Origin of the sequence: Streptomyces fuscichromogenes, assembly GCF_014645815.1 — a bacterium.
Taxonomy (GTDB): domain Bacteria; phylum Actinomycetota; class Actinomycetes; order Streptomycetales; family Streptomycetaceae; genus Streptomyces; species Streptomyces fuscichromogenes.
Genome location: NZ_BMML01000009.1, coordinates 244,038 through 270,948, shown reverse-complemented (window position 1 = coordinate 270,948; position 26,911 = coordinate 244,038). Strand labels below are relative to the sequence as shown.

Below are 26,911 nucleotides of genomic sequence, written 5' to 3'. Positions count from 1 at the left end.
GTCGACCTACTGTCTCGCGTGGACGGGTAGCAGCGACGGTGCAGGAAGGGACGCCACCCTTCTGATGAACGCGGCCGGTTATCAGTGTGGTGCGTACCTGGTCGGCTCAGACGGACAGGCGATCCAAGCGGACGGCACTTCGGTCTTCTCGGACAGTCCCCAATCCTGTGAGGGGTCCTACCCGGGCACCAGGATGACCTACCCGGGCGTCCTGGACTTTCCGAACGAGGGCGGTGCTCAACCCCCCGCGTACGTCTGTGTCGCTGAGAACTCGGGTGCATGAGTGGGAACAGCACTGCCAGAGCTACGGATCAGATGGCGACGGACCGCACGGCCGCACCACAAGCGCACCAGATCGAGCGGAGAACGGTAGGGAACCGCGGTGAAAGCAGCCGGGCCAGACGGGGTCGCACTACACCCGTTCGCCCAGGTCATCCGCTGTTCCGCCCCAAATGACCGCAGCTTCCCAAGCTGAGAGCGTTGAGGGGTAGATGCCACGGAGTCGCTTTTGCGGGCCGGCCGTCGTGGCATGCTCTGGTCGACGACACCGATAGCGTGGCTGAGGCCGGTGGGGGTGCAGGGAGACACACGCGCGCCCAGTCTGCTGGCTGACCCGCCGTCGTGGCTGACTGTCGTCGGCTGAGGATCAGGCCGGCCTCGTCGAAGTCGCAGCGCCGTCAGCTGAACACGGGAGTACACCGGACGAAATTGAGTCGTCGCCGGGCCGCCTGGGGTGCTCAACAGTGGCACACGGAGGGCAACCAGCCAACGGTCTAAGCAGGCCGAATCTAAGGGGAGGGGCTATGCGCGAGGATGAACTGCGTCAGCTTGAAGAGCAGTTGCATCAAGTACTTATCGCATCAGGCTTTGAGTGGCTAACGGACGCTGTACAGGATTCTGCGGCCGCGGGTGTACCGCAGGAGAGGTTGCTTAAGCGGAGACGACAGTCCCGGCAGCCAGAAAGCGTCAGCGACGGAATTGGTTCTGAGGAGCCTGAATACACGACCGTATCCGACTACACACAGCGACAGTACCGGGCTGGACAGCGTACTGGCAGCGTGGTTATTTCAACACGCCCAATGGAAACGCGGGAGCGTGTCGAGCTACTCCTCGATGCGCTACATCGAATGTTCGTGGAACTGCCCGAGGTAGAGGAAAGCACCTTGTCATTTCTCGGGGAAGGGGACGATAGGCGGCCTCCCGTGTTTAGCGTTACTTTCGTCCCAGTTGACACGGATCGACGTCGTCTTACCCAGGAAACGGTGCTCTCACGAGAACGTGCTGAGCTTCACCGTCGAGGAATCTCGCAAGTCATCGACCGCCTACGGGAAGGCATCCGCGAATGAGTAATACCGACGACCTGCTCAACCAGGTGAAGTGGCTGATCGCTGCTCAGAGCCTCTCGTACACATCCGCTTCCGACGCCTGTGACGTTTACGAGGGATTCTTGTTCTCCCTGGTGGTCAGCACCGCCAGTAAGTGGGGCGCGCAGGTGCACTACGAGGACGTGCACGGCAACACCGTGCAGGACCTCTTGTTCCGCACCGGCCCGGGTCAGCTCTATCAGAAAGCAAAACCATTCACCCATGCCGTGATCGAGTTCGACCGTGCCCCAGCCTTGGAAGCACATGTGGGTGTGCGAGTCCAAGGGGGTTCTGGGGTGCTCCACGAGTGCGACGTTGTCGTTCTTCAGGCGGACGAGGCCGTGCTGAGCCGTCGCGAGAGCGTCGCGCCGCGCGGCAACAAATGCCTCCTCGCCATCGAATGCAAGTATTACACCACTCACCTGGGAATTGAACTTGCGCGCAACTTCGAAGGGCTGCATGCGGACCTTCGGGCACAGCATGAACTGTTCGTCTCCAACACGAGTGCACCAAACGTTCTGCGATACTTGTCCGCGCGCAAGCGCGAGTACGAGCCTCTCGTGGCACCCAGCGCTCCTGACCGCGTCCAGGAAGTTCGATCTCAGATTCGCCGAGCCTTCAAATCTTACCTTAGCGGGTACACGGGTTCAGCCCTTATCTGAGCACCGAAGGCGCCGCTTACCGACATCAAGAACGGCAGCTAAGCGCAACCCCTAGCGACCTGTTCATCCTGCGCGCCAGAGCTAGTCAGGCATCAGCTGAATCGAATTCCTAAAGCAGGTTTCAGGTCCGGTCCTGGCGCCCCAGCGCCATACTCACGGCTATATCCCTCACTGCCCACTTACTATGGCGAGTGCCCTTTGGTTCGCCGGGAAGCAGAGCTTGCCATGTTACTGATGATCGGCCCTCAATTTTAGACACATTCACAAGCTCCTCCCCTTCGCGCGAGACGAGTCGATAATGGCCCGCAGCTATTTTTCTTAGCCTTGATCCATCAGGGCAAGGAACCCATCTGGGTTGATCTTTATTTACAGGCCTTTCAAGCTGATCCAGTTTCTCACGCGCTATTTCCCCCAAAATGACGTAGCCCAGTTCAACGGCTACACCTCGAACCTCTCCTAGCGAAACCACCCCAGTCACTACGTTTGTGTCCTCCCCCGCAAGATCCATCAACCGAGGCCGGATGCCGCGAATCTCTTCATGCAAGTTCGTGAGCGAGGACAGCCCGGCAAGTCGAGTGAGTGAATTATCGGCTCGTCTCCGACGTGAAGTCAAAACAAAGTGGGTCAGCAGGAGAACTACGAAGACATCTGGTTGCGTGCCGTGCGAGACAGACTTGGCCGCATCCTTCTTAATCTTTGTTATCGTCTTGGAGCTTATTCCCTTCCTTCCAAAATTTGCCGTAGTATCTACGGTAAATTCGACGACCGCAAGGGGATCATAGTTCGACTTCAAGACGGCAATGTCTGACCAGCAGACCAAAAATTCAGGCGAAATAATTCCTCCCCACTCGGTCTTTACGAGCAGACGGGAGGTCTCCAGCGTGAAGTGAAGCTGACTGGCCACGATATCACGAAAGTGCAATTCCGAGCGACCCTGGCCAGCCACATAGGCCAACTGGCCCGCTGGCTGTCGCCGTACGGCATCTTCGAGCGCGTCTGCGATTATTTGGGCCGTTACCATCTTTTCGCTAGGCAATACATCCCCCCAGTCTAAATAACGCGTTTAATAGCTACATGGCGTGGCACGGATACTAAGGTTGAACTATTCCGTTCACATCAAGATGCTTGTCCGCCAATGCCCGGTACGCAGTGTCTTCATCTTCACCGGTCTCTTTTAGCCAAGCGTTCAACATCAAGCGTGCCATAAAGGCCTCGGGGTATCTCCTCTTCCGCTGCTTGCCCTTGACATTTGGCTTAGACATGACTTCCCGGTCGATCCGGTAGCGAATTTCCTCAGGAATAACAGAGCAGCCAACTCCGATGAGGAAATCGATCGCGTACCGATGGGGGTACAAACTCTGATCGTAGATAGGCCGGCCCGGCGGCACCCAGTCCGCCAGTGCTTCACTCACCTTCTGCATGGACGTAGCATTCCACTGCAGCGCGGGGAACGAGCGCGTATTGAGGAAATCGACGGTTGTCCACGACTGCTGTTCAAGGAGTCGTACTTCCTGACCCACCATGCGGTGTGCCGCAGACCTGCCAGGATCCAACAGTGGTGGAGCAAGCGGACCCCACGGTGGCGTCTGCGTTCGCCAGCCTGGCTGTCGTCGCGTGTGTCAACGATCGAGCACGCCAGCCACGTCGTAACCAGTCGCCGTGGACTACCTGTGGACTACTCTCAGTCTGCCGAGCTCCAGTCAAGCTCTGACCAGCAACGTTACCCAGGAGCCAAGCAGCCTCCGGAGCCGTGTGCCACTGCGCCTATCCGGCGAAGGACGACACCCGGCAGCGTGGCTGAGACCGGTGGGGGTGCAGCGAGGCACACGCGCGGCCTGGTCGGTTGGCGCACCCACCGTCGTGGCTGACTGTCGTTGGCTGAGGTCCAGACGGTCGCGGAAGGGTGCGTCGGTGCGCGGCCTGTCAGCAGGGGCCGGCATCACGCGACGGGGAGGGGAGCCCAGGTTGGTGCTCGGGCTCCCCTCCCCACGTGGAAGGGCCGTCATTGGCAGGCGCCGTTTCGCGGCCGCTTCTTCAGATGCAGTGCGGTTCGCTCACCGCCAGGAGGTGGCCGCGGCTGGTGGCGACGCGGAGGACATCCCGCAGGGCTCCGGTCAGTTCCTTCGCCAACCGTTGCACCTCCTCCGGGTCCGCGTCCTGGTCGTTGAGGGCTTCGGAGGCCTGTTCCAGCAGCTCAGCCGCCGTGCCGAGTTGGGCCGCTTCAATGTTGTCCGCGAGGCGGGACATGTAGCCGGTCCGGTCGTCGGTGCTCAGGTAGCAGGGTTTTCCCTCAGGGCCCGACCACGGAAGAAGTCGCAGCTCGTTTCGTGCCGTCATCCTTGCGTCTGCCTCTCATCGATCACGTGGTGGGTGGTGAAGACTGCGTCGACGCGATCCCCCGGGAAGACCAAGAGCGCGGCTTCGACGACCCGCCCAGCGGAGTCGGTCGCGATGCGTGTGATCGCCAGAACTGCCCCAGCGGAGCCGATCCGGAGCGAGGACGCTTCGTCCGGTGTCGGGGGGCGAGCGCATACCGTCTCCCGGACAGCGGCCGGCGGTGGACCGGTGACCGCAAATCTCGTGACCGCCTCTCGGCACGAGGACGCATCGTCGAGCATTCCGGCCGGTGCCAGGTCGCGCGGCACGTAGATGCGTGCCAGCCCATGCGGTGACTCCCCTTCGAGGCTGACGCAGGAGAACTCGGCGAGGGGGCTACCCGTCGGCACCTTCAGCAGAGTCGTCAGATGCCCGTGGGCCCGAACTGTGGCGGTGCGAACGGTGACGCTCAGGGCTGGCTCAGCGGCGGTCCACGGGTCCAGCGTTCCCCAGCCTCCGACGTACATGATCTTGCGGAGGGGGCGACGGACGAAGTTGCCCTTGCCGTGGATCTTCTCGACGAGGCCTTCCGCCTGGAGCACCGCGAGAGCATTCCGCAGCGTCGCCGTGCTGACCTTGTACTGGTCGGCCAGGCCGGCTTCAGAGGGGAGGCGTTCGCCGGGCTGGATTCGGCCGGTCATGATCTGGGACCGGAGGTCGTCGGCGATGTCGTGTCGGCGAGAAGGCACGGACCCGGTCACCGCCTTCTCAGCAATCGCACGGCAACGAGCCGGGTCCGCGTGTGTATGGTCAGCAGCTCTCCCGACTCGAACAGGATCTGCTTGGCGCCTTGCGGGAGTTGGAAGAGGTCGCTCACCCGGCAGGCCTGGCCACCGACTTGGATGATGTCGCCGCGCTGCACGGTGTTCACGGTGACCTCGATGTTGGAGACCAGCGCGCCTCCGGGAGTCCGGTCGCTCACCGCTGCACCTGCGCAGGCGCCGAGTGGCACGGGCAGCTGCACGCCTCGTAGATCACCGGCAGGTCGACCGGCGCCGAGGCCGGAGAGGACTCCGAGCAGGCGAGGTGCGTACCGATCGAGCAGGCGGTAGACCGGTAGGGGAAGACCGAGGTGTCCGTGATGTACGGCTGTTGGCGAGGAGGCATCAGCGGACCCCCGCGAGGCTCGACCAGGCCGCGGCCGGCGGATGGGGAGCTACGGCCACCGCGCGCGTCCGCATGCGCGTCTCCCAGGCCAGCAGGTATGGGCGGACGAGCGCGTTGTCCTCACCCGTGAGCGAGTGTTCGTGCTCTGCACTGGCGGAAGTCCGCCCCAGGACGACGGTCGACGTATCTGCAGGCGCAAGGGAAGCGGCCGACGGCCGAACGGGGGTTAAGGGGCGGCGGTGCCTGCCCTTGGGGATGTACCGCGCCCTGGTGAGCGAGACGGCACGGCGGATACGGTTAAGCACGCTATTCAGCTCCTATCGCTGATGGCTCGGTCCCCCGACATCGCCCGTCGTGGGGACCGCTTTGCGTACGACCGCCCAGAGGGTGCGGCCGTTCAGACTGGTGGCGAGGAGGCCGAAACGGTCGGCGTCGGCCACCACGTCCAGGACCTCCCGCCATGACTCGGCGGAGAGCACTTCCGGTACCTCCGCTTCGACCGACGTGTGTCGGGGGTGTTCCTCCACTCGCGTGAGCAGCCCGAGGGCGGACAGCCGGGCGGCGAGGGCCACCGCGCTAACTCCCGAAGCGGGCACAGGGCAGCCTCCGTCACCAGCGATCACTTTGAGTGAAGTTAGTTAACTAGATTAGAGCTAGTGGACTAGATTTTCCATATGCCTGAGCAGCCGCCCTATCTCCGCATCGCCGACGAACTCCGGCGGCGGATCGTGGAGCACGTCTGGGAGCCGGGAGACCGCCTGCCCTCCCGCGCCCAGATCGGCCAGGAGTGCGGCGTGGGCGAGAACGTGGTCCGCCGGGCACAGGAGTTGCTGATCTCCCAGGGCGTGTTGGAGGGCCGGGCCGGTTCGGGCACGTACGTCGCCGAGCCCCGGCAGCGGGTGCGGGTCGTCCGGTCGTCGGCACGGGAACAGCCGAGCGGTTCGCCGTTCCGGGCGGACATGAAGGCACTCGGCAGGCAGGGCGATTGGGAGAGTCGGACGGACGCCAAAGTGCCGGCTCCGGCGGAGATCGCGGCGCGGCTCGGGATCGCCGAAGGTGAGCTGTGCGTCCGGACGACGTACGAGTTCCTGGCGGACGCCAGGCCGGTTCAGCTGTCGACGAGTTGGGAGCCGTACGACCTCACCGCGGGCTCTCTCGTGGTCCTCCCCGAAGGCGGACCCCACGCGGGTGCCGGGGTCGTGAACCGCATGGCCGCGATCGGGGTCACCGTCAGCCATGCCGTGGAGCAGCCGGAGCCGAGGCAGGCGACGGCCGAGGAGGCTTCTCTACTCGGCATCCAGAAAGCCGCGCTCGTGACGCACATCCGGCGGACGTACTACAGCGACGAGGGTCGTCCCGTGGAGACGGCGGACATCGTCGTGCCCGCCGCTCACTGCGAGATCGTCTATGAGATCCCGATCAGTCGTTAGCCGTGGTTCAGAGGCCGACATCTGACATCCACGGCTGACATCAACGAGGTCGGACAGCAGCACACAGCAGCGCCCCCGCGCGACCGCCGGACCAGCCGACGACAGCCTCAGGGGCGGGCGGGAATCGAACTCCTAAAGCGGGTGTCGCAGGTTCGAATCCTGCCGGGGGCACCATGCATCATGCCGCTGACCTGGGGTTTCTCCCCAGGTCAGCGTTGCGTTCGGCCTTGGAGCTCGTTACCCTGGGCTGTTTGCGTGAGCGGGCGGGAAGTTAGTCTCCCGAATACACCCATCAGATCAGCGCCATCCGGCATGGGCTCCGGGCCGGGCTTCGCTGCGCCGCCGGGCTGCGGCTTCGCTTCGAAGGCAGTGCTCGCGCCCTCCTGGGCTGTGGGGCGAATCCTCCAGAGAGCAAGCCTCGACACACAGAACATGACATACTCGAAGTATGGCAACCCGAAAGATCACCATCACAGTGCCGGAAGAGCTGGTGGAGTCGATCAAGGAGCGGGTCGACGCGCGCGGGGTGTCCGGCTACATCGCGGCCGCCGCCGCTCATCAGGACGCCATGGACCGACTGCGCGAGTTGGCCGAACGCCTTGAAGAAGAGCACGGCGCCGTGACGGACGACGAGCAGCAAGCGGCACTGGACCGCATCGCCGCCATCGACGACTGGCATGACGAGCACCTATCGCATTCGGACGAGGCTGCGTGAGCCGCACCGCCCAGGCAAAGCTGCACCGGCCGCGACAGCGCGTCTTCGTATTCGACTCCGAGGCTCTCTCCAAGACGGTCCGGGGCGATCGGGAGATGGCTGCGCTGATCAAGACAGCTCCGCGGCTCGACACCCCGATCGTCACCTCGGCGCTCACGACCTTGGAGGCATGGGACCCTCGCGAAACGTCGAGACAGGCACTCTGGAACTGGACGTTGTCCCGGATCCGCGTCGTACACACTGACGACCAAGTAATCGCCATGGCGCGTGACATGCTGCAGGCAGCCGGCCTGCATGGGCACAAGTACGCCATCGACGCCATCCTGGCCGCTGTGGCCGGGCGGGAAGCAGCGCGGGGAGCCGAGGCAACCGTCTTCACGTCCGACACCGACGACATGAATCAACTCCTCTCGGGACACTCCGTGCGAGTCGAGAAGGTCTGACGGAACGCTGCCGCACGCACCTCGCTCCGGCTACTCGCCGGTCCCGCGAGCAACCCAACTCCTCAAGCGGGTGTCGCAGGTTCGAATCCTGCCGGGGGCACAACGTGTTACCGCTCTGACCTGGGTTTTCTCCCTCAGGGAGGGGAATCTATTCGGCCTCGGGCTTCGCGTCCGGGGCCGTTTGCGTGAGCGGACGTGCGTCGTCGTGAGTCCCGGGCCGGAAACCACCTGTGCTGGGAGAGGGCCGCCACGTCTTGATCGGGCAGCCCCTGGCGTCCTCGGAGGCGCGGGTCAGCGCTGCCTTCCTGATTCCGCCACGGACAACCCCTCCGGTGCCGTGCCCTCGGTGACGCTCAGGTCCTGGGTACCTATCACGGCCAACAGTTCCAACTGCTCGGCTCCCCGGCTTCCGGGCGGCGCGGTGAACCACAGCAGGCGTTGGCGTCCGTCCTCACTGAGCAGGTTGTAGCAGTCGAGTTCGATGATGCCGAGCGTGGGGTGGACGATCTTCTTATGGTCCTTGCGGCGCACCGCGACGTCGTGGGTGTCCCAGAGGGCTGCGAACTCCTGACTACGGCGGCGCAGTACGACGACCATCTTGGTGACCTCCGCGTCCCGGTCGCGACGGGCAGCCGCTGCCTGGAGGTCGGCCACGAACACCCGCGAGTGGTGCGGGTGATCCTCGGACGGGTACCTCTCGCGCGCCTGCGGATCGGTGAACCAGCGGTACACGAAGCTTGCCGTCGGGCCGTGGTGTGCCGGGGACTTGCCGAGCAGGTTCCGGGCCAGGTCGTTTTCCACCAGGGTTTCGTGCAGGTCGGTGATGACGCGCGCGGGGGTGTTGGACAGCCGGTCCAACAGTCCGAGAAGCGCGGGCTGTACGTGTGCCGACGGTCCGTGTACTGATGGGGGGACCGGCCGTTCGGCCAGGTGAAACAAGTGGTCGCGCTCGTCGCCGTTCAGGCGCAGGGCTCGGGCGAGGGCGGCCAGGGTCTGGGCCGAGGGCTGCACGCCGTTCTTTGCGCTGCCGCGTTCCAACTCGGTGTAGTAGTCGGCCGACAGCCCTGCCAACTGGGCGACCTCCTCTCGGCGCAGCCCGGGGACGCGCCGGCGCGGGCCTTGGAGAAGACCGACCTCGGCGGGGCGGATGCGGTCGCGGCGTGTCCTGAGGAAGGCGCCGAGTTCTGGAAGGTTCACCGCTTCATGGTCGCTCGCGCGCCGAGCCGTAGCCAGGGGGTGGCATCCCCTGGGTAAACGCAGCCCTGGCTAGGGGTGGGGGCCCGGCCGATCGTGGAGGACGCAGCAGGGCGTCGGCGAGACCGCAGCCTGATCGCATCCACCACAGGAGTCAGTAATGCCCAATCCCACTTCCCTCGACGGGACCGCTGCATCGGCCCAGCCCGCCGCCTCACCCCGTGTCGCGGTCGTCACCGGTGGCTCGCGCGGCATCGGCCGCCAGGCCATCCGCCGGTTGGCCGCCGACGGGTACGCCGTCGTGGTCGGCTATGCCGGCAACCAGGACGAGGCCGAAGCCGCCGTGCAGGAGGCCGTCACCGGTGGTGTCCGGGCGATCGCGGTGCGCGCCGACGTCGCCGACGAGCACGCCGTCGAGGCTCTGTTCGACGCGGCCGAGGCAGAGCTCGGCGGTGTCGACGTCGTCGTGCACGCGGCCGGGCGGGCACACATGGCGCCGATCGCCGAGCTGGACCTGGCCGTCCTGGACGACCTCCACCGCACCAACATTCGCGGCACGCTCGTCGTCGCCCAGCAGGCCGCCCGTCGGGTGCGCCGCGGCGGTGCGATTGTGACGTTCTCCACCTCCGTGGTGGGGCTGGCCTTCCCGAACTACGGCGCGTACTCCGCCAGCAAGGGTGCGGTCGAGGCCCTGACGCTGATCCTGGCCCGGGAGCTGCGGGGCCGGGACGTCACCGCCAACGCCGTCGCGCCCGGCCCCACGGCCACCGACCTGTTCCTGGACGGCAAGGACGAGCAGACCATCGCCCGTCTGGCCGCCCAGGCCCCGCTGGAGCGACTCGGTACCCCGGCCGACATCGCCGAGGTCGTCGCGTTCCTGGCCTCCCCGGCCGGCCACTGGATCAACGGACAGGTCGTCCGCGCCAACGGCGGAATCATCTGAACCGCCCGCAGCTCCCCATCGATCAACGAAAGACCCTGTCATGACGAAAGACCCGTCATGAGGAACGACGACACCGGGAAGGGCATCCCGGTCACCGGGGCCTTCAGCGGCATCGGGTGTGCGGTCCATGCGTGCTCTGGCCCTCGCCGGTCACACCGTGTACGCGGGCATCCGCCAACCGCGACCCGTAACGCGACCGCGGTGGCCGAACTGGCGCGCTACGGCATCGACCACCAGGTCGCCGTGCACGCCGCCGAGCTGGACGTCACCTCCCAGGACTCCGTCGACGCCGCAGTCGACCGGATCCTCACCGAGCGCGGTCGGCTGGACGCGGTCGTACACAACGCCGGACACATGGTCCCGGGCGCCGCCGAGGCGTTCACCGCCGAGCAACTCGCGGACGTGTACGACGTGAACGTCCTCGGCGCGCGGCGCGTCAACCGCGCCGCCCTACCGCAGCTATGCGAGCAGGGCTCGGGGCTGCGGGTGTGGATCGGCAGCTCCAGCTCCGGCTCCCGCGGCTGCTGCCCGCCGCCCCGTACTTCGCCGCCAAGGCAGCGATGGACGCCCTGGCCGTCAGCTACACCGCCGAGGTGCTCCCGCTCGGCATCGACACCGCGATCGTGGTGTCCGGCGCGTTCACCGCCGGGCACCAACCACTTCACCAACGCCGACGCCCCCGGCGGACCGTGATGGTGCCGAGCCTACGGCCAACCGTCACCGGCCCCTGATGGACGATCTGGGAAAGCGTCTGGCGGCGCTCATCCTGCCGGACGCCGATGGGGCCGAGGTCGCTGAAGCCGTCGCGCGACTGGTCGCGATGCCGCATGGCACTCAGCCGCTGCGTGGCCACATAGACCCCAGCCGAGACGGCAGCGAAGTCGTCTCCGCGGTCGCCCACCGCGTCCGCGTCGACTTCTTCCGCCGCATCGGACTGGACAGCCTGCTCACCGCAGGCAGCTCCCTGTACCTCCCCTTGTAGCGCCCCACTGAGAGAAGGAACAACCAACCGTGCCTTTCGCGAACTTCAAGGTCCCCGAGAAGACCCTCACCCCGAAGCAGAAGGAGGAGATCGTCACCCGCACCACCGAGCTGTACGTCGAGATCTACGGCGAGCGCGCCCGGGACAACACCATGGTTCTGGTCGAAGAGGTCGCCGACGGCGGCTGGGGCATCGCTGGCAATGTGCTTACCCTGGCCATGCTCGGTGAGGCGACACCGACCGACACCGGCGGCGCCTGACCGCACCGGCCGTCATTCGGCCAGGACAACACCTTGAAACCGAGGGCCGCCGATCGTGCCCGGCGGCCCTCGGCCCGAGTAGGCAACCACCTGGCGGCTCGATCTTCCGCGCCCGGCACTCCACCAGCAGGGCCTTGCGCTGCCGGTCCTCTATCAGCACGACCGGACAGACCTCCGCAGCCAGCCACTCGGCCAGCGCCTTCTCGTCCGCGACCGTCGACGGCCGGAACTTCAGCGTCTTGCGGATCTGCTTGCGGTGGTATTCGGCAGTCCGGCCGACCAGCGTGTACTTCTCAAAGTCCGTCGCCGGGACCTTGACCAGATCGGCGACGTACTTCACCGCGGCCGGCGTGACCTCTTCGAGCAGGCCAGGAAAACGAGGCTTCAGCTCGAAGAACTTCAGCAACAGGCCGAAGCCAGGCCGGGTCGCCCCGCTCTTGTTTGTCAGAGCGAGAGCAGCGTGCCGGACGGGTGGCGGACAGTACGCTGAGTCCAGCGGGATCGGGCCCGCGGCACAGCGTCCGGGAGGTGCTTCATGACGGCCGAGATGGTGGCCCCGGCGTGGATGCATGAGCAGATCACGGCGGAAGTGTACGAGTCCTGGTCCGAGGAGCAGTGCGCCGGTATCGAGATCGTGGACGGGATGGTCGTCGTGAGTCCGAGCGCGTCCAAGCGGCACAACCGACTGGCGCGGATTCTGGCGAACGCCCTGGATGCCGCCGCGGGCCCGGAGTGGAACGCCGACACCGACTTCGACGTCCGGCTTCAGGACCTCCCGCTCACCAATCGCCGGACGGACGTCGTCGTGTACCGCGCAGACACGATCGACATCACCCCGACCCGCCCCGAGCACGTGCTCCTGGTCGCGGAGGTGGTGTCGCCGGGCTCGGAGACCACCGACCGGATCGTGAAGGTCGACCAGTACGCCAAGGCAGGCATCGGCTTCTACTGGCGGATCGAGCAGGCCGCGACAGGCGTTCCTCTCGTGTACACCTACGTTCTCGACCCCGCGACGAAGACCTACCGGGACGGCGACGTGTTCACCGGCGTCCTCAAGGTAGCGGCCCCCTTCCCGGTGGAGATCGACCTCGGCCAGGTCTGACCACGCTCTGCTTGGCAGTCGGCGACGCGTGAGCGATGCGTGAGCGGACTGCCCGGTACAGGGCGGCATGAGCCGGATCAAGTGGCTCGCCGTGCGGTTCTGACCAGGGGAAACAGCATCGCGCGGCAGCGCCAGGCACCCCCCGGCAAGGAGCCGATCCCACTCCTAAAGCGGGTGTCGCAGGTTCGAATCCTGCCGGGGGCACGCTTGACCTGCTGTTTTGCCGCGATGCAGTTCGGTGGACTCGGTTTCCCGGGACAATGGGAACGGCGCGGGAACGAGATCTGACGCCCGTCAGGGATGACCGATGCGCAGCGGCCGAATCGGCCCGGCCGCAGGGTCGTGCCTGCCTACGCGATATGCCGCCTGCTGCAGGGCGGAGACGTTTGCCGCGTCAGAGGTCAGCATGAGTGCCGTGAACCATCTGGAGTGTCGGTGGCTCGCGGGCCAGGGCTGTGTCGGGGCGCCTTGCCAGTGTGGCGAGAGTGGCTGGCAAGTCGGCCAGCGGGCCGCGCCCGGGGTTCGATGACAGCGATGCCCTGGCACTGGCCATTCAGAGGCCTGCACCGGTGATCGACCGTCGAGGGTCCGCCTCGCCAATACCCCACAGCGCGAACGCCAAGCTCGTGCGGAATCGGGGCAAGGGGTAGCCACGACCGGTCACACTGGATGACCGACTGCGAGCTCCCGAGCATGGACGGGAACTCGCCCCTCGACTTGATCGCTACGGTTCCGTTCCACCCGATCGTGCAGCAGAGCCGTGGCCGGGATCGCGGCGTCGGTGTCCGCGAACCGGCGGGCGATCATCTCGTCCTCTTCGATCTGCCGCAGGACGGCCGTGCTGACGCTTCGGCGTGCCGCTTGAGAAGGGCCCGGGTCTCCGGGCCCTTCTCTCCTTGGAAGCCACATCCCGAGCGTGGCACTCCGTGTTACGGGCAGGGCGCGGTCAGGCGCAGCGGCCTGCGTCGGATGCGGTCATGTCCAGGCTGAGGCCGGTTCGGTCGAGGGCCGCGTCGGAGTCGCTCGTCCAGGTACTGAAGGACTTGCGGAGTTCGAAGTAGTACGCGTGTGACCGGCCCGTTCCGCGTTCCCAGGTGCGGACGCTCCATCCGGCGCCGCGGGCGGCGGCGGTCACCTGGGTCTGGGCCGCCGGGGTCTGCGGCGCCGGGAAGGCGACCTCGAACTGCGGGGGCAGGGGGCCGTCGTCCGGGGTCTGTCGGCAACGCAGCAGGACGGGCCCGTTGTGGCGGCGCCCGAAGCGGGTGCCGAGCGCGGTCAGCAGCGGATCCTTGGCCAGTTGGGCGAAGCGGGCCCGGGTCCTGTCGTCCGTTTTGCCCTGCTGCCAGGCCCGCGCTCCCCCGACCGCCACCGCCACCAGGCCGAAGGCGACGACCGCCACCATGAGACGGCGGAGGTTGCGCCGCGCCCACGGCCGGCCAGGTTCAAGCTTGAGCTTGGGGTCACCAGACATACCTGTAACACACCTTCGCTTGCCTGCTGTCGACCTTGAGGATCACCGCGTCGTCGCAGGCGGCTTCCATGGAGAGCTGGACAATCTTGGTGGCGAATTTTCCGCCGTGCCGTGAATAGTGGCAGTTCTTCATGCGCAGGCCGATATTGATGCCGATGTCGTTGCTGGTCAGTGCCATGTGCCGGGCGCTCTTGGTGTTCTGGGAGAAGTCCTCGTGGCGCCTGCCCTCGCCGCGGGCCATGGAAGCGCCGACGTCCCAGGCCATGAGCGCCATCCACAGGATGTGCTGGAAGGCGTCACCGAAACTCCGGTTGGCGATGCTTCCGAAGACCTTGATCGCCTCGGACTTCGCCGCCTGCGCGTCGGAGGCCGTGACCGTACATACCCGCTACCGGGACGGCCAGTAGCACCAGTCGCGTTCGGCCTTGGTGGACGGTCCCTCGACGCCGTCGAAGTCCCAGGTGCCGCCGATGTCGCTGCAGTCGACGGGGTTCGCCGAGCAGTAGGAGTAGGCGTTGGCGCCCCTGTCCTCCACGGGGTCCTGGGAGAGGAAGCACCCAGTGGCAGGGGTGTAGAGGCGGGCGCCCATGAGGGTGAGGCCGCTGGGGGTGTCGGAGGCTCGCCGGCTGGCGCCCAGCCAGCCGTAGCGGGTGCCGGTGGCGTCCTGGGTGTTGCCGTTCTCGTCGTAGTGGAAGGCGGTGGCCGTGGTGGTGGCGAGGTCGAGTTGGACGGCGACGTCGCCGCGGATGTCGCAGAGTTGCAGGGTCGTGTCGCTGCCTGAGGTGGTGGCGGCGAGCCCGCCGGTGGGGTCGGCGACGTCGCGGGGGACGCTGCCGTCGGTCTCGCGGGTCCACACCGGGGAGTCGGAGGATCCGCCGTAGTGGTTGGTGGCGGTTCCCGCCGTGGTCCAGGTGGCGCCGTTGTCGCTGCTGGTCGCCGTGGTCCGCGAACCGTTCGGCGACAGCCGCCAGGTCCCGGTTGTGGCGGGGGGGCCAGTCGGGCTCGTCTGAGGCGGCCGCTTCCCAGGGGCCGTATCCCCCGCCAGCAGCCACAAGAAGGCACCCAGGTCACGCGTCACCGCACCGGTCTCGCCCTCGGAGCCGAGGAAGACCACGGGCTGGTCGACGAGCGGGCGGTGTGGGCGGACGAGCCAGAACGCTGCGTATCCGCCCGCGCCATGCTGGCCGAACACACGAAAGTCGTCGCCGTCCAGCTCCGCGTTGCCGGTCCAGGCCCGGAACCAGGCGGCGGTCTCCTCGATGGACAGGAAGGCCGGGAAAGGCTCGAAGTCAACACCGTTGCCGTCGTCATAGTCGAACGGGAGCGCCAGCGCAGCGGCGAGGGCCGCCGGGAACTGATCATCGGTAGGTATCACGCGGCCACGCCAGCGACTGCCACCGACACCGAGGCCTGGCGGCACCACGTCTGCCGATCCGCCCCACCTGTGACCGAACACCCCCGCAGCTGGGCCTGCAAGGAGAAGCACCCGACGTCGCTCCGCTCCTCCGGGCGGGAGTGGGCGGCACACGAGGGCATGGGGGCAGAATGCGTCGCAGCTGGGGCGGTCGGCGTCGCGAGGAAACGCCTGCATGGCGACGCCAAGGAATTCCTGGACGAACGAAGGGGCAGCGTTCTCGGAGGAGTGCCGCCCCTTCGTTCGTACGTCACGTCAGGGGGTGTGGACCACATCCAGGTTGGTCACCTTCGCGCAGATCGCGAAGGCCTGGAGCGAACCCGGGTTGTTGGTGTCACTGTTCGTGCCGTAAGCCCACCACGTCTCGTTGCCGATCGGCCTGCTTGCCGCGAGGTTGTAGCGCTGGACATACGAATTCCCGGCTTTCACCTCAGCTCCGCCGCCCGTGAGGACCTGCCCGGCCGGACAAGTGGCCGATGCCGCCTGTGCGCCGGCGTAGCCGTTGCCGGGCGACACGGGAATCGTGACGATCTGGCCATAGACGACGTTCATCGTTCCCGAGCTCTTAGCCGTCGCGAACCCGGTCGAGCCGACCAGCATCGTCGCCGTCACCGCTGCCACGAGGCCGAACCTCACCGTGCGCTTGACCACTAGGGTCTCCTTAACTTCGTCGAGGGGAGTCCCTGTGCTCAGCGGGACTCATCGATGCATGTACGCTCCATAAATTCCACATAACGTGCGATTTCCGAACAGGCGTGTCACAACTTCACCCGTTTGCGATCACGTCGGCGCCCTGCACCACCCCTGGACAGGCGGCAGGCGGCAGGCGGCAGGCGGTCATCGCACCAGGTCTCACCATTGCGCTCCGGCCGACGCGGCTTGCCGCGGTCGACGTGACCGGTAGCGTGGCCGAGGCCGGCGGAGGTGCAGCGAGGCATACGCGTGCGTAGCCGGTCGGCGCGCCCGCCGTCGTGGCGGACTTTCGTCGGCCGAGGTCCAGGCGGGCCCCGGATCTGCCCGGCGTCATGACCGTGCCGCACGGTTGCTTGGACGAGTGGCCAACCTGTCAAGTCCGCGCATGGCAGCTGACACCGTCCTCTGACACCAACAGCCCCGGACAGCAGCGATCGGTGCCGAACCCCCGGCGAACCATCGACCGAGCACCACGGCCGGATGATCGAGGCCGCCGACTCCCCGTGACCGACCTGCGGAGGACGTAGAAGGAGTCACCCCGTACCAAGACCCCGGGGAACCGTCTGCCGGGCGTGCGCACCACGGCGTCGTCGCCATCATCTGTGAGCGGCTCGGCCTCGATACGCCAAACCTGGCCACCCAACCTGACATCACCATCTGACATCAACGACGGCGAACGCAGGCGGCCTTGAGCGATCACGCGTGCCACAGCAGTAGGAGCGCGAAGGCCGTATGAGAGGTGCTCGATCGAACTCCTCATGCGGGTGTCGCAGGTTCGAATCCTGCCGGGGGCTGTGCTGCGGCAGTGTCCGGCGCCAACGGCCGACCGGGCAGGGCGCTTTCGGCGGTTCCGCGCATGGAGGCGTTGTCCAGAGCCGGTCGGGGGCCGGCACGAGTCCCGCGGCGGTGGTGCCGTGGGGGCCCGCTCGGCTGCGGTCACCGGCCGGGCCCGGCGTCCTGCGGGTCGTCCGGGCTGGGCCATGCCCTCAACCAGCTTTGCCAGGCGTCGGGTTGGGGCTCTTCGTGGCCGTCAGCGGGCGTGCCACTCCTTGGCGCTGGAGGTGTAGACCGTGTGGCGGGCGCGGTTGAGGTTGCCGAGGGGGCGGAACTGGGGTGGGGCGTGCCAGGGGTTGAAGGCGAGGGTGTCGATGTGGTCGCGGGTGGCCCGGCCGTTCGGGCCGAGGGTGTTCTGGGCGGGAATCGTCAGGGTGGCCACGCCGAGCCAGGGCGAGTCGCTTTCCTTCCATTCGACCGCCCCGTCCTCGATCGGTGTCAGCCTCTCGTTGACGTACTTCTGGATGTGCAGGGCGAACCGGACCGCCGAGCCGCTCAGCCGGTCGGCGAAGTCGGTCTGGAGGCCGTCGGCCGAGTCCACCGGCGGGGCGGAGGCCGGGGCGGAAGCGTCGAGTGGACCGAGTGGGCTCAGGCGGAATCTGACGGGGCCGGTCTCGCCCCACAGGATGGCGCCGCGGCTCCAGTAGGACTCCAGGGCCAGGCCGGGCGAGGGGCGGTTGGCCCGTCTGAGGTTGCCCAGGACGCGTGCGGTCTCCGAAGGTCCGAGTCTCGCCAGCATGCGGGGCAGGACCAGGAGTCTGGGGCCGGCCCCGATCCTGGCGATCTCGACGAACTGGGTGGCGTCACGGGCGTGGGAGACCGGGTAGCTGGTCATGAGCAGGTCGTGCACGCCGCCGCCGGGGAGGGTGATCTTCAGTGCCGCGCCGCGGAGGTCGGGGCTGCCGTCGGGCCGGACGGTGCCGCTGGCGTTGGACAGCCGGACGACGGCCGGCAGCCGGGCACCGGCCGTGAAGTCCCCGGCACAGAGGTCGGCGGGCAGGTCGGAACGGAAGGCGAGTTCGGCGTTGTCCACTCCTACGACGATCTTCGCGTGGAACGTGCGGCGGGAGACCTGTGAGCCGGATTTCCGCTTGTTCGTCCGCTGGATTCCGACGACGACGTCCGCCAGCTCGCGGAAGTGAGCCTCTTCGGCCTCCGGTGAGCCGCCGTGGTGGATCTCGCGCCAGGTGGGCGCCGCACCCGGTGGGTTCGCTGAGTTCGGCGGGTTCGCCGAGTTCGGCGAGTTCGGCGGGTTCGGTTGATTTGGCGAGTTCGGTGGATTTGGCGGGGAGTTGTGGCTTTCTGGCATTGTGTGTCTTTCTCCGTCTGCGGGGGGGGGCGGCCGGTCAGATGAGCCGGGCGTTGTGCGTGGCGGTGTCGATGACGTCGTCCAGGCGGCCGGCGAGGATCTGTCGCGCCGCGCTCAGTGTGAACCCCGCGGCGGTCCTGGCCGGTACGTGGGCCGGGACCGCGAGCGCGTAGGGGTCGACGAGGACGTCTACGACGACCGGGCCGCCGGTGTGGGCCAGCGCGGCCGCGAGGCCGTCCGCCACGTCACCGGGGTCCTCGATGCGGATGCCCTTGGCGCCCATGGCCTCGGCGACGGCGGCGAAGTCCGGGTTGGCGAAGTCCGTCCCGAACGGGACGAAACCGGCCTCCTGTTGCTCGATCTTGACGAAGTCCAGGCCGCTGTTGTTCAGCACGATGTGCACGACGGGCAGCCGGCGCTGTACCTCCGTGAGCAGGTCGCCGAGCGCGAGCATGGTGAACCCGCCGTCGCCGCAGAGCGCGATCGTCTGCCGTCCGGGGAAGGCCAGTTGGGCCCCGAACGCGCCGGGCGAGGCGGTCGCCATCGACGCCCAGGAGAACGATCCGAACAGCCGCCGCCTCGGTCCGTACCGGATGTGCCGGGCCGCCCAGATGACGGGGGTGCCGGTGTCCGCGAAGAACAGCGCGTCGTCGGCGGCGAGGTCGCTGAGGACGGTGGCGAGGTACTCCGGCCTGATGGGCCTGATCCGCGGCCCCTTCTCCGCGAAGTGCCGCATCCTGCGGTGGAACCGCTCGGTCTCCTCCACACAGCGGGCGAGGAACTCGCCGTCGGGTTTCGGCTCGACCAGTGGCAGCAGCGCGGCGACGGTGGCCTGTACGTCGCCGGTCACGGCCAGGTCCACCGGTACTCGCCGGCCGAGCCGTTCCGGGTTCCGGTCCACCTGGATGACACGGGTCCTGCCGTGCGGCAGGAAACCGCTGAACGGGAAGTCGGTGCCGAGCATCAGGAGCACGTCCGCGTGCTGGAGCGCGTGGTGGCAGCCGCCGTAGCCGAGGAGGCCGGTCATCCCGACCGCGTTGGCGTTGTCGTGTTCGAGGAACTGCTTGCCCTTGAGGGAGTAGCCGACCGGCGCGCCCAGCTTTCCGGCCAGCGCCGTCACCTCGGTGTGGGCCCCGGCGCAGCCCTGGCCTCCGAAGACCGCCACCGTGTCCGCCTCGTCGATCATCTCGGCCATGGCGGTGAGGTCCTGTGCTCCGGCCGGGGCCTGGACCGGGCGGGGCAGCCGGATCTCGTAGCGGTCCTTGGGCGCGTGCGCCGCCGCGATGTCACCGGGCAGTGCGACGACCGCGGGGCCGCCCCGGGTCACCGCGGCCGTCACCGCCGAGGTCACCACGGTGCGGAGCTGGTCGGGGTTGACCAGCCGGCCCACGTAGACCGACGCGGAGGCGAAGAACCGGTACGGGTTCAGCTCCTCGATGGTCTCGCTGTCCATCAGGGCGGTTTCGGTGTCGCCGGCCAGGACGATGACGGGCACCTGCTCCTTGAGGGCGTCCAGCATGCCGTTGATCAGGTGCGCCACCCCGGGGCCGGCCGTCCCGCACACGGCGACCGGATGACCCGTCAGTTTCGCCTCGGCGACCGCGGCGAAGACACCGAACTCCTCGTTGCGCACGTGCACGAAGTCGACCTGGCCGTTGCGGCGCATCGCGTCGACCACCGGGTTCAGCGCGTCGCCCACGATCCCGTAGCAGCGCCGCACACCGGCGCTGACCAGCATCTCCCACAGGCCGTCGGCCACCGTTCTCGCCATGTCGGGTGTCTCCGTTCTCAGCCGGTCTCTTCGGATCCGGTCAGCGGGTCGTTGGATTCGGTCAGTGGGTCGTCGTCGGGTCCGGTCAGTGGGTCGCGTCGGTCGTGGCGTCGAGGACTCCGGCGCGCGGGTCCAGTGCCCAGTCGAGGGCGAAGTCGGCGACGGCCTCCCAGCCGGGCTCGCCGCAGGTGAAGTGGTCGCGGCCCGCGAAGACGGTGTGGGCGGTGACCGCCGTCGAGTGTTTGGCGTTCTTCTCGTAGTTCTGCCGCTGTACGGCCGGGGGCAGGATGTGGTCGCTGCCGCCGGAGACGAACAGCAGCGGCGCCCGGTCGCCGTCGGCGAAGTCGAAGGTCGTGGTCGCATGCGGGGTGACGGCCGCGAGGCCGCCCTGGAACAGGATGCGGGCCGGCGTCGGCGCCGCGTAGCGGTCGTAGGCCCGCCGGGAGGCGTCCTCGTCCAGGGTGTTGGTGAAGGCGTAGTGGAACTGCTCGGCCGTCAGGGAAACGGCCCGGTGCGCGTTCGCCGGGTCCTTGAGGACCGGCAGGACCGAGCGGAGCTCCGAGAACGGCATCGCGTTCACGCCCTTGACCGCGGCGCCGTCGATCGACACCCCGGCCGCCCCGAGCCCGGCGCCCACCAGCAACTGGGCGAACGTCCCGCCGAACGAGTGCCCCATGATGATCGGCGGGGCGTCGAGCTCCTCGATGACCTCGGTGAGATGGTCCAGCACCTCGCGTACCCCGACGCGGGCGATCGCCGAGGCGTCCTGGCGGAGCGCCGCCAGCCCGGCCTCCCCCGCCTCGATCCCGGGGTATCCGGGCGTGAGCACGGTGAAGCCCCGCTCCTCGTACCGGGCCGCCCAGTGCTCCCAGGCGAGGGGGGTCATCCACAGGCCGTGGATCAAGACGATCGTGTCCGGTGCAGAAGTCATGCCCGCATCCCTCCGTCGTTACGGCGGCCGTCCGGGCGGACGCCCGGCCGGCTCTGTCCTGCCGCCGCCAGCGTCACACCGCTCGCGCTGTGCACGGGGCCAAGGATCGGACCGGCTGTTGTGCACGGCACCAACCCCGCGGGTGCGGAGGAGGAGGGGTCGAGAACGCCGGGTGCGGGCGGCGCCGGACACATGCGGCGCCAGGCGCGTCGCGTTCGGCCGACACCGGCCGACCGGAACCCGTCCAGAGGACCGGGCCCTTCGGCGCACCCGCCCCACCGCCGGCTCTCACTCGGGCCGGGCCAGGGCGTCGCCGCCCGTCGTGTCCCTCCAGACGACGGCCAGTCGGGCCAGCTCCCGATGTGCGTGACGGTCGAGGTCGAGGCCGGTCAGCTTCTCGATCCGGTTGATGCGGTAGAGCAGGGTGTTGCGGTGGGCCGGGAGCGCTGCCGCTGCCGACGTCCGGTTGAAGCCGTGCGCGGCCAGGCACCGCAGCGTCAGCGACAACGTCCCGGAGGGGTCCTCGGCGTCCAGCCGGCCGAGTACCCGCCGCACGATGTCCTCGGCCAGCCGCGGAGAGCTCGCGAGCATGAGCTCCGTCAGGAAGTCGTCCGGGCGGATCCGCCCCCGGCGTCCGGCCCGGCCCGCCAGGGCGACCAGGTCGTGCAGGTTGCCGACCGCGTCCGCGAGTCCCGCGTCGCCGGTGGCCGGCTCGGCGGCGAGGATCAGCGTGCTGTCGGCGAGGAAGCCGGCCCAGTCGAAGTCCGGCCTGGTCAGACCGGCGACGCGATGCCCTTCCGTACAGGCGAGCCCGCCCGCGGACCGGATGCGCGCCGCCAGACCCGCGTGCGCGGCGGCCGAACCGCCGTCGATCGCCCCGACGAACGGGCAGTGCGGGCCGACGAGTTCGAAGCCCAGCCGTTCGGCCCGGTCGAGGCCCTCGATGGTCGTCGCCGACCGGGCGCAGATCCGGGCGAACAGTGTCGCCGCCCGGGAGTCGCCGTCGGCGGACGGAAGGTCCCGATGGTCGGCGAACGCCCGCGTGACCGTCGTCAGGGCGATGTCGAGGAACGCCCACGGCACGTCTGTTGCCGTCGGCGCGCAGGGACGTGCGTCGCGGCCGGTACATCGGTGTCGCCGATGGCGACCGGCGGACGCGGGTGGCCGGCGCCGTGGTCGCCTTCGGTCCCGGTGCTGTCGGCGCGTGCCGGAACCGGGCCGTCGGCGTGGCGCCGTTACAACAGGTCCGGCGGTGGGAGCAGGAAGTTCCATGCGCTGAGCACCCCGCTGACGAACGCCACGAGCGAGGCCGGCAGCAGCAGGTAGAGCCCGGCGGACGTGCCGGACGCCTGGACGGCTCCGGCGGCCACGAACAGCAGCATGACGACGATGCTGGTGTCACGGCGGTCGAAGAGGCCGGTCAGCCGCTGGTCGGCGGTGGCCGGACCGCGTCGGCGACGCCCGATGGCCAGCAGGCTCAGGCCCCCCGCCAGCCCGGCGGTCATGAGCTCCGCGCCCAGGGCCCAGTCGGTCTGGCGGGGCGCCAGCAGAAGCGTCGCCATGACCAGCGGCGCCAGGAACAGCACGAGGGTCTGTGCCGCGATCGCGCGCAGGACCGGATGCCTGGCGATCCGGTTGGCGTTGAGGGACACCGCGACGAACAACAGGCCGGTGAGGGCACCGCTGGCGCCTCCGGTCATCACGGCGAAGCTTTCCCAGTCGACGGGACCGGCCATGTCCTCGCACTCTCCGCATCGGCAACTGCAACAGGTCTTCGGGACAGTTGACGCGACGCTCGGGCAGTACTCCGGCGGCGACTTCCGACGGGCTCCCCTCCGAACGCGCGTTCTGTCCGCTCCATTCAACCCCCTTCCGTCCTGTGCGAGGGCACGAAGAGGCGGCGGGGTTTTGGGAGATCGCCCAACGGGAGCGCCGATAGCTTCGCGGCATGAACAAGAGCCCCGTCGCCCGCCTGGGCGCCTCCTGGACCTGGCATCTGCTCTACGGGCTGGTCTCGATCGTCATCGGCGTCACGGCCGTGGCATGGCCCGGTCCGACCCTCGTCGTGCTCGCGGTGGTCCTCGGCGCCCAGCTGATCGCCACCGGGGTCTTCCGACTGGTGGGATCGGCGAGCCTGGCGGAGACGGGTACCGCCCGCACCCTCACCGCGGTCCTCGGCGTGGTGAGCCTGCTGCTCGGGCTGTACGCGATCCGGCACGTCCTGATCACGGTGCTCGCGCTGGGGCTGCTGCTCGGCGTCTACTGGATCGTGGACGGTTTCACCGCCGTGTTCGCGGCGGTCGACCGCCCGAGCCTGCCCGGACGAGGGTGGAACATCTTCATCGGGCTGCTCGGCGTCCTGGCCGGCCTGACGCTGCTGGTCTGGCCGGGGCTGTCGCTGCTGACGCTGTCCTTCCTGGCCGGGCTGTGGCTGATCATGCTCGGCGCCATGCAGCTCGGCCTGGCACGCCGGATCCACGGCATCGCCCGAGCTGCCTAGGTCGTGTCCGGCCGCCCCGGGGCCGATCGTACGGCCGGGGCGACGCTCTCCCAGGTGACGGCGAGCAGCACGAGGGTGCGGTCCCGCTGGTCCTTGAGCGAGAGACCGGTCAGCTTCTCGATCCGGCCCACCCGGTACAGCAGCGTGTTGCGGTGCACCGGCAGCGCGGCCGCGGCCGTCGTGCTGTCGAAGCCGTGGACGGCGAGACACCGCAGGGTGTCCGCCAGGTCCACGGCTTCGGCCCGTTCCAGCGGGCCGAAGACCCGCCGGACGATCCGGTCGGAGGCTTCCGGCGAGTCGGCCAGCAGCAGTTCGGGCAGGTAGTCGTCGGCGCGGATCCGGCCCCGGCGTCCGGACCGGGCCGCGATCGCGACCAGCGCGCGCAGGCCGTCGGCCGCCGCGCCGAGCCGGTCGCGGGCGACCGGCGGGTCCTGGGCCAGGATCAGCCGCCCGTCTTCCAGGAACGCCGCCCAGCCGAACCCGGGCGGGGTCAGCCCGGTCACCCGGACCCCCTCGGTGAACGCGAGCGCCCCCGCCGTGCGCAGCCGCGACGCGAGTTCGGCGTGTCCGGCGACCGTGGCCCCGGCCAGCCGGGCGGTGAAGGGGTGGTACGGTTCCGCCAGCTCGAACCCGAGCCGGGCGGCCCGGTCGCGGTCCTCGATGGTGACCGGCAGCCGCGCGCACAACCGGTCGAACAGGGCTCGGGCACGCCGGTCCCCGGCCGTGGACGGCGCGTCCTGCTGGTCGGCGTAGGCTCGCGCGAACACGTCCACGACCATGTCGAGGTAGTCCTCCAGACAGCCCCAGACCGTGCCCCACTCCGCGACGAGCACCGCCCGGTCCTCGTCGTCCGCCAGGTCGAGCAGTGCCTCCCAGAACATCCGCGCACCACGGCGGTAGACCAGGATGCTGTCCTCGATCGGCTGGCCGGCGGCCGCGCGGGCGCGCAGGAACTCATGCAGTTCGGACCGGAGATAGCTGTCCGGCGGTATCCCGTTGACCATCCAGCGCAGTACGAGTTCGACGTTCCAGCGCACCACGGCCGTCCGGTCCACCGGCCATTCGAACCCGGTGTAGGCCGGCAACCGGCCGAACCCGTCCTCCATCCGGCGCACCACGACGCCGACGTCGAAGCGCTCCAGAACACGCCGCAGTTCGCCGCCTGCCGTGCCCGCGTCGGACGGGGGATGCGCGTTCACAGGGCCGATCCTTCCACACCCGCGCGCCCGTCCGGGCCCCGCGCACCAGGCGGAAAGCTCCCCAGGCACCGGGCCGGGAAGCGCCCCGCGCACGAAGCCGGGAAGCGCCCCGCGCACCGGGCCGGGAAGCGCCGTGGACACGGGAGAAACGCGGAGAGCTGCCTCCCAGGGCGTTCGGACGTTCCCCCTCGGCCGAACGGGAACGTCGGGGCGTGCGGAACACGCCGACCGGTGACCTCCGTTCCGGAAGGGGGTCCGCTTCGTACGATGAGCCAATGATCAGGTCCGCCGAACGGCGACCCCGGCAGCGGCGCGAGCGGCGGCGGCCGGTGCGCCGTCACCGCCTGTTCGCCCTCGGTGTGGTCGGGACCGGCCTGGTGGTCGTCGCGGCGTTCGCATCGCACGGCGGCTCCGGAGGGACGGCCTCCGCCGGCCTCGTCCAAAGCCCCCTGCGGACGGCCGGGACCACCGTGTCCGGGCGGCCCGCGCCACCGCACCCCGTCGGCGACGTGCGGATCTCCGCCGTGGGAGACATCGTCATGGGCTCGCTGCCGGACGACCTGCCACCGGATGACGGCGCCTCGTTCTTCGACCCCGTCGAGGACCTGCTCACCGGCGACGTGGTGCTCGGGAACCTGGAGGGCACGCTCACCACCGGCGGTTCCAGCAAGTGCGACCGCATCGAGGGCCCGAACTGCTTCGCGTTCCACGCCCCGCCGTCCTACGCCCGCCTGCTCAGGAAGGCCGGGTTCACGGTCCTGAACACGGCGAACAACCACATCGACGACTTCGGGGCCGAGGGGCGGCGCGACACGTTCGCCGCCCTGCGCTCCGCGGACCTGCCCTTCACCGGCCGCCTGGGCCAGATCACCGTCCAGCGGGTGCACGGCATCAGGGTCGCGGTGATCGGGTTCGCTCCCGACCGGGGGGCGAACGACCTCACGGACATCCCCGCGGCGAAGCGACTCACCGCCCGCGCCGCGGCGATGGCGGACATCGTGATCGTCACCATGCACGCCGGTGCGGAGGGTTCGGACCGTACCCACGTGGAACCCGGCACCGAGTACTTCCTCGGTGAGGACCGCGGCGACAGCTACCGCTTCGGCCGTGCGGTGATCGACGCCGGCGCCGACCTCGTGGTGGGCAGCGGCCCGCACGTGATGCGGGGCATGGAGTTCTACAAGGGCCGCCTGATCGCGTACAGCCTGGGGAACTTCTCCGGCTACAAAGTGCTCGGACTCGGCGGCGCCCTCTCGACCAGCGGAGTACTGCAGGTCACCCTCGGCGCCGACGGCACCTACGTGTCCGGGCACCTGCGCCCGACCCGGATCGTGGCGCCCGGCACGCCGGAGCCGGGCGGCGAGGCGATCGACCTCGTCTCCGGTGTGTCGGAGGAGGACTTCGGCCCGGACGCCGCCCGTATCTCGGAGGACGGGACGGTCCAGCGCCCCTAGTCACGGGATGCTTCGAGATGCGGTCATCGGCCGCCGCTGGTTACCCTCGCTGAGTGGCCGGGTGACGATGCCCCGAGGCCATGGCGCAGCAGCCGCCCCGTCCCATCCCCGGAAACGAAGAATTCCGCAGTCCAGACCTCTGCAGTGTTCACGCCTCCACGGGAGGAAGGTTGCGATGAGGTTCACTCGCATGCGCAGGCGCACGGCACATGTCACGGCGGCAGCCCTGGTGGCCGTCCCGCTGGCGCTGGCAGGTACGGCGTCGCAGGGCCACGCACAGGACGCGTCTCCCGGCCCGTCGGGTACGTTCGGCCCCGGCTGTGCGGCCCTCTCCCAGAAGACCGGCACGGTCAAGGACAAGGTCGTGGAGGCCGCGGCCGCGTATCCGCAACTCAGCCACCTGGTCTCCGCCGCGGTCAGGGCCCATGTGAACGGCACCCTCGACGGGAAGCCCGGCATCACCGTCTTCGCCCCCGACGACCAGGCCTTCCAGGCGATGACCGTGTCGCAGCTCGCCTCGCTCCTCGCCGACCAGGGGAAGCTGAAGAAGGTGCTGACGTACCACGTGGTGGACCGGCAGATCACCCCGGCCGAGCTCTCCCACGGCTCGTTCACGACCGTGGAGGGCAGCAAGCTGACCACGTCGGGCTCGGGCACCGAGTTCAAGGTCAACGGCAAGGCGAACATCGTCTGCGGCAACATCAAGGCCGCGAACGCCACCATCTACGTCATCGACGCGATTCTCCAGCCGCCGTCC

30 protein-coding genes and 1 pseudogene are annotated in these 26,911 nt (G+C 68.5%); 12 read left to right on the top strand and 19 right to left on the bottom strand.

Going from position 1 to position 26,911, the window contains the following annotated elements:
- Window positions 1-1,342 precede the first annotated feature (1,342 nt).
- A complete protein-coding gene (locus IEZ11_RS21690) occupies window positions 1,343-2,026 on the top strand; it encodes a hypothetical protein (protein WP_189264475.1) in 684 nt (227 codons plus the stop codon).
- A gap of 121 nt (window positions 2,027-2,147) precedes the next feature.
- Here the strand turns inward: IEZ11_RS21690 and IEZ11_RS21685 are convergent, their stop codons facing one another.
- The 6 genes from IEZ11_RS21685 to IEZ11_RS21660 form a co-directional block, all read right to left on the bottom strand.
- Window positions 2,148-2,930: a hypothetical protein gene (locus IEZ11_RS21685; protein WP_189264474.1), complete on the bottom strand. Its 783-nt coding sequence runs from the start codon at window positions 2,928-2,930 to the stop codon at window positions 2,148-2,150.
- 187 nt (window positions 2,931-3,117) lie between these two features.
- Window positions 3,118-3,549, bottom strand: coding sequence for a hypothetical protein (locus tag IEZ11_RS21680; RefSeq protein ID WP_189264473.1), 432 nt, complete (start codon window positions 3,547-3,549; stop codon window positions 3,118-3,120).
- Window positions 3,550-4,060: 511 nt separating this feature from the next.
- Window positions 4,061-4,363 (bottom strand): hypothetical protein, encoded by a 303-nt coding sequence (locus tag IEZ11_RS21675; RefSeq protein ID WP_189264472.1) that lies wholly within the window; start codon window positions 4,361-4,363, stop codon window positions 4,061-4,063.
- Window positions 4,360-5,103 (bottom strand): GntR family transcriptional regulator, encoded by a 744-nt coding sequence (locus tag IEZ11_RS21670; RefSeq protein ID WP_189264471.1) that lies wholly within the window; start codon window positions 5,101-5,103, stop codon window positions 4,360-4,362. Before IEZ11_RS21670 ends, IEZ11_RS21675 begins: the two co-directional genes overlap by 4 nt.
- Complete coding sequence (locus IEZ11_RS21665) at window positions 5,100-5,324, bottom strand: hypothetical protein (protein ID WP_189264470.1); 225 nt, start codon at window positions 5,322-5,324, stop codon at window positions 5,100-5,102. The genes IEZ11_RS21670 and IEZ11_RS21665 overlap by 4 nt, the downstream gene beginning before the upstream one ends.
- Before the next feature lie 502 nt (window positions 5,325-5,826).
- Window positions 5,827-6,105, bottom strand: a complete 279-nt coding sequence (locus tag IEZ11_RS21660; protein WP_189264469.1) for a hypothetical protein — start codon at window positions 6,103-6,105, stop codon at window positions 5,827-5,829.
- A gap of 78 nt (window positions 6,106-6,183) precedes the next feature.
- On the opposite strand from IEZ11_RS21660, the gene IEZ11_RS21655 reads away from it, so the two are divergent.
- From IEZ11_RS21655 to IEZ11_RS21645, 3 genes are all read left to right on the top strand, one after another.
- Window positions 6,184-6,939: a GntR family transcriptional regulator gene (locus tag IEZ11_RS21655; RefSeq protein WP_189264468.1), complete on the top strand. Its 756-nt coding sequence runs from the start codon at window positions 6,184-6,186 to the stop codon at window positions 6,937-6,939.
- A 448-nt stretch (window positions 6,940-7,387) separates the two neighbouring features.
- Window positions 7,388-7,654: a hypothetical protein gene (locus IEZ11_RS21650; protein ID WP_189264467.1), complete on the top strand. Its 267-nt coding sequence runs from the start codon at window positions 7,388-7,390 to the stop codon at window positions 7,652-7,654.
- Complete coding sequence (locus IEZ11_RS21645; protein ID WP_189264466.1) at window positions 7,651-8,097, top strand: hypothetical protein; 447 nt, start codon at window positions 7,651-7,653, stop codon at window positions 8,095-8,097. The genes IEZ11_RS21650 and IEZ11_RS21645 overlap by 4 nt, the downstream gene beginning before the upstream one ends.
- A gap of 291 nt (window positions 8,098-8,388) precedes the next feature.
- Here IEZ11_RS21645 and IEZ11_RS21640 read toward each other — a convergent pair whose 3' ends face one another.
- Complete coding sequence (locus IEZ11_RS21640; protein WP_189264465.1) at window positions 8,389-9,294, bottom strand: helix-turn-helix transcriptional regulator; 906 nt, start codon at window positions 9,292-9,294, stop codon at window positions 8,389-8,391.
- A gap of 157 nt (window positions 9,295-9,451) precedes the next feature.
- Here IEZ11_RS21640 and IEZ11_RS21635 point away from each other — a divergent pair, with 157 nt between their 5' ends.
- The 4 genes from IEZ11_RS21635 to IEZ11_RS21625 are packed head-to-tail and all read left to right on the top strand — an operon-like array spanning window position 9,452 to window position 11,476.
- Window positions 9,452-10,234 carry an SDR family oxidoreductase gene (locus tag IEZ11_RS21635; RefSeq protein WP_189264464.1) on the top strand — a complete coding sequence of 261 codons (783 nt, stop codon included), beginning with the start codon at window positions 9,452-9,454 and terminating at the stop codon, window positions 10,232-10,234.
- A gap of 57 nt (window positions 10,235-10,291) precedes the next feature.
- A complete protein-coding gene (locus IEZ11_RS50995) occupies window positions 10,292-10,927 on the top strand; it encodes an SDR family NAD(P)-dependent oxidoreductase (RefSeq protein ID WP_229713276.1) in 636 nt (211 codons plus the stop codon).
- A 37-nt stretch (window positions 10,928-10,964) separates the two neighbouring features.
- Window positions 10,965-11,216 carry a hypothetical protein gene (locus IEZ11_RS50990; RefSeq protein WP_229713275.1) on the top strand — a complete coding sequence of 84 codons (252 nt, stop codon included), beginning with the start codon at window positions 10,965-10,967 and terminating at the stop codon, window positions 11,214-11,216.
- 29 nt (window positions 11,217-11,245) lie between these two features.
- Window positions 11,246-11,476 (top strand): tautomerase family protein, encoded by a 231-nt coding sequence (locus IEZ11_RS21625; protein WP_189264463.1) that lies wholly within the window; start codon window positions 11,246-11,248, stop codon window positions 11,474-11,476.
- Here the strand turns inward: IEZ11_RS21625 and IEZ11_RS21620 are convergent.
- Window positions 11,424-12,047, bottom strand: a complete 624-nt coding sequence (locus IEZ11_RS21620; RefSeq protein WP_189264462.1) for a DUF4158 domain-containing protein — start codon at window positions 12,045-12,047, stop codon at window positions 11,424-11,426. The genes IEZ11_RS21625 and IEZ11_RS21620 overlap by 53 nt on opposite strands.
- Here IEZ11_RS21620 and IEZ11_RS21615 point away from each other — a divergent pair.
- The gene (locus IEZ11_RS21615) at window positions 12,012-12,578 is read left to right on the top strand and encodes a Uma2 family endonuclease (RefSeq protein WP_189264461.1); all 567 of its coding nucleotides are present in this window, start codon (window positions 12,012-12,014) and stop codon (window positions 12,576-12,578) included. The two genes, IEZ11_RS21620 and IEZ11_RS21615, sit on opposite strands and share 36 nt — an antisense overlap.
- Window positions 12,579-13,524: 946 nt before the next feature.
- Here IEZ11_RS21615 and IEZ11_RS21610 read toward each other — a convergent pair.
- From IEZ11_RS21610 to IEZ11_RS21565, 10 genes and pseudogenes are all read right to left on the bottom strand, one after another.
- Complete coding sequence (locus IEZ11_RS21610) at window positions 13,525-14,049, bottom strand: hypothetical protein (protein ID WP_189264460.1); 525 nt, start codon at window positions 14,047-14,049, stop codon at window positions 13,525-13,527.
- A pseudogene (locus IEZ11_RS21605) lies at window positions 14,039-14,413 on the bottom strand (DUF6973 domain-containing protein); the annotation flags it as partial. The gene IEZ11_RS21610 and the pseudogene IEZ11_RS21605, both read right to left, overlap by 11 nt.
- A 24-nt stretch (window positions 14,414-14,437) precedes the next feature.
- Window positions 14,438-15,424, bottom strand: a complete 987-nt coding sequence (locus IEZ11_RS52460) for an RHS repeat-associated core domain-containing protein (RefSeq protein ID WP_229713273.1) — start codon at window positions 15,422-15,424, stop codon at window positions 14,438-14,440.
- A gap of 294 nt (window positions 15,425-15,718) precedes the next feature.
- Window positions 15,719-16,114 (bottom strand): hypothetical protein, encoded by a 396-nt coding sequence (locus IEZ11_RS21590; protein WP_189264457.1) that lies wholly within the window; start codon window positions 16,112-16,114, stop codon window positions 15,719-15,721.
- A 415-nt stretch (window positions 16,115-16,529) separates the two neighbouring features.
- Window positions 16,530-16,820: a DUF6959 family protein gene (locus tag IEZ11_RS52455; protein WP_373294952.1), complete on the bottom strand. Its 291-nt coding sequence runs from the start codon at window positions 16,818-16,820 to the stop codon at window positions 16,530-16,532.
- Between the two features lie 366 nt (window positions 16,821-17,186).
- Entirely contained in the window at window positions 17,187-18,023 is an 837-nt protein-coding gene (locus IEZ11_RS21585; RefSeq protein WP_189264456.1) for a catalase family protein, read from the bottom strand.
- Window positions 18,024-18,336: 313 nt separating this feature from the next.
- A complete protein-coding gene (locus tag IEZ11_RS21580; RefSeq protein WP_189264455.1) occupies window positions 18,337-20,070 on the bottom strand; it encodes a thiamine pyrophosphate-dependent enzyme in 1,734 nt (577 codons plus the stop codon).
- An 85-nt stretch (window positions 20,071-20,155) separates the two neighbouring features.
- Entirely contained in the window at window positions 20,156-21,001 is an 846-nt protein-coding gene (locus IEZ11_RS21575; RefSeq protein WP_189264454.1) for an alpha/beta hydrolase, read from the bottom strand.
- A 288-nt stretch (window positions 21,002-21,289) separates the two neighbouring features.
- Window positions 21,290-22,084: a PucR family transcriptional regulator gene (locus IEZ11_RS21570; RefSeq protein ID WP_229713272.1), complete on the bottom strand. Its 795-nt coding sequence runs from the start codon at window positions 22,082-22,084 to the stop codon at window positions 21,290-21,292.
- A gap of 152 nt (window positions 22,085-22,236) precedes the next feature.
- Entirely contained in the window at window positions 22,237-22,737 is a 501-nt protein-coding gene (locus IEZ11_RS21565) for a hypothetical protein (protein WP_189264452.1), read from the bottom strand.
- A gap of 212 nt (window positions 22,738-22,949) precedes the next feature.
- On the opposite strand from IEZ11_RS21565, the gene IEZ11_RS21560 reads away from it, so the two are divergent.
- Window positions 22,950-23,501, top strand: coding sequence for an HdeD family acid-resistance protein (locus tag IEZ11_RS21560; RefSeq protein WP_189264451.1), 552 nt, complete (start codon window positions 22,950-22,952; stop codon window positions 23,499-23,501).
- Here the strand turns inward: IEZ11_RS21560 and IEZ11_RS21555 are convergent.
- Window positions 23,498-24,700 carry a PucR family transcriptional regulator gene (locus tag IEZ11_RS21555; RefSeq protein WP_189264450.1) on the bottom strand — a complete coding sequence of 401 codons (1,203 nt, stop codon included), beginning with the start codon at window positions 24,698-24,700 and terminating at the stop codon, window positions 23,498-23,500. The two genes, IEZ11_RS21560 and IEZ11_RS21555, sit on opposite strands and share 4 nt — an antisense overlap.
- Before the next feature lie 275 nt (window positions 24,701-24,975).
- Between IEZ11_RS21555 and IEZ11_RS21550 the strand changes: the two genes are divergently transcribed.
- Together IEZ11_RS21550 and IEZ11_RS21545 are read left to right on the top strand one after the other, a co-directional pair.
- Complete coding sequence (locus IEZ11_RS21550) at window positions 24,976-26,154, top strand: CapA family protein (protein WP_189264449.1); 1,179 nt, start codon at window positions 24,976-24,978, stop codon at window positions 26,152-26,154.
- A gap of 175 nt (window positions 26,155-26,329) precedes the next feature.
- Window positions 26,330-26,911: fasciclin domain-containing protein (locus IEZ11_RS21545; RefSeq protein ID WP_189264448.1), on the top strand; the 582-nt coding region annotated here is incomplete at its 3' end.

Coding starts and splice junctions, on each gene's coding strand:
- IEZ11_RS21565 (WP_189264452.1), bottom strand. CDS start 22,737: ATGGCCGGTCCCGTCGACTGGGAAAGCTTCGCCGTGATGACCGGAGGC.
- IEZ11_RS21650 (WP_189264467.1), top strand. CDS start 7,388: ATGGCAACCCGAAAGATCACCATCACAGTGCCGGAAGAGCTGGTGGAG.
- IEZ11_RS21550 (WP_189264449.1), top strand. CDS start 24,976: ATGATCAGGTCCGCCGAACGGCGACCCCGGCAGCGGCGCGAGCGGCGG.
- IEZ11_RS21675 (WP_189264472.1), bottom strand. CDS start 4,363: ATGACGGCACGAAACGAGCTGCGACTTCTTCCGTGGTCGGGCCCTGAG.
- IEZ11_RS21615 (WP_189264461.1), top strand. CDS start 12,012: ATGACGGCCGAGATGGTGGCCCCGGCGTGGATGCATGAGCAGATCACG.
- IEZ11_RS50995 (WP_229713276.1), top strand. CDS start 10,292: ATGAGGAACGACGACACCGGGAAGGGCATCCCGGTCACCGGGGCCTTC.
- IEZ11_RS21655 (WP_189264468.1), top strand. CDS start 6,184: ATGCCTGAGCAGCCGCCCTATCTCCGCATCGCCGACGAACTCCGGCGG.
- IEZ11_RS21580 (WP_189264455.1), bottom strand. CDS start 20,070: ATGGCGAGAACGGTGGCCGACGGCCTGTGGGAGATGCTGGTCAGCGCC.
- IEZ11_RS21680 (WP_189264473.1), bottom strand. CDS start 3,549: ATGGTGGGTCAGGAAGTACGACTCCTTGAACAGCAGTCGTGGACAACC.
- IEZ11_RS21620 (WP_189264462.1), bottom strand. CDS start 12,047: ATGCATCCACGCCGGGGCCACCATCTCGGCCGTCATGAAGCACCTCCC.
- IEZ11_RS21635 (WP_189264464.1), top strand. CDS start 9,452: ATGCCCAATCCCACTTCCCTCGACGGGACCGCTGCATCGGCCCAGCCC.
- IEZ11_RS21560 (WP_189264451.1), top strand. CDS start 22,950: ATGAACAAGAGCCCCGTCGCCCGCCTGGGCGCCTCCTGGACCTGGCAT.
- IEZ11_RS21610 (WP_189264460.1), bottom strand. CDS start 14,049: ATGTCTGGTGACCCCAAGCTCAAGCTTGAACCTGGCCGGCCGTGGGCG.
- IEZ11_RS21690 (WP_189264475.1), top strand. CDS start 1,343: ATGAGTAATACCGACGACCTGCTCAACCAGGTGAAGTGGCTGATCGCT.
- IEZ11_RS21575 (WP_189264454.1), bottom strand. CDS start 21,001: ATGACTTCTGCACCGGACACGATCGTCTTGATCCACGGCCTGTGGATG.
- IEZ11_RS50990 (WP_229713275.1), top strand. CDS start 10,965: ATGGACGATCTGGGAAAGCGTCTGGCGGCGCTCATCCTGCCGGACGCC.
- IEZ11_RS52455 (WP_373294952.1), bottom strand. CDS start 16,820: ATGTCAGATGGTGATGTCAGGTTGGGTGGCCAGGTTTGGCGTATCGAG.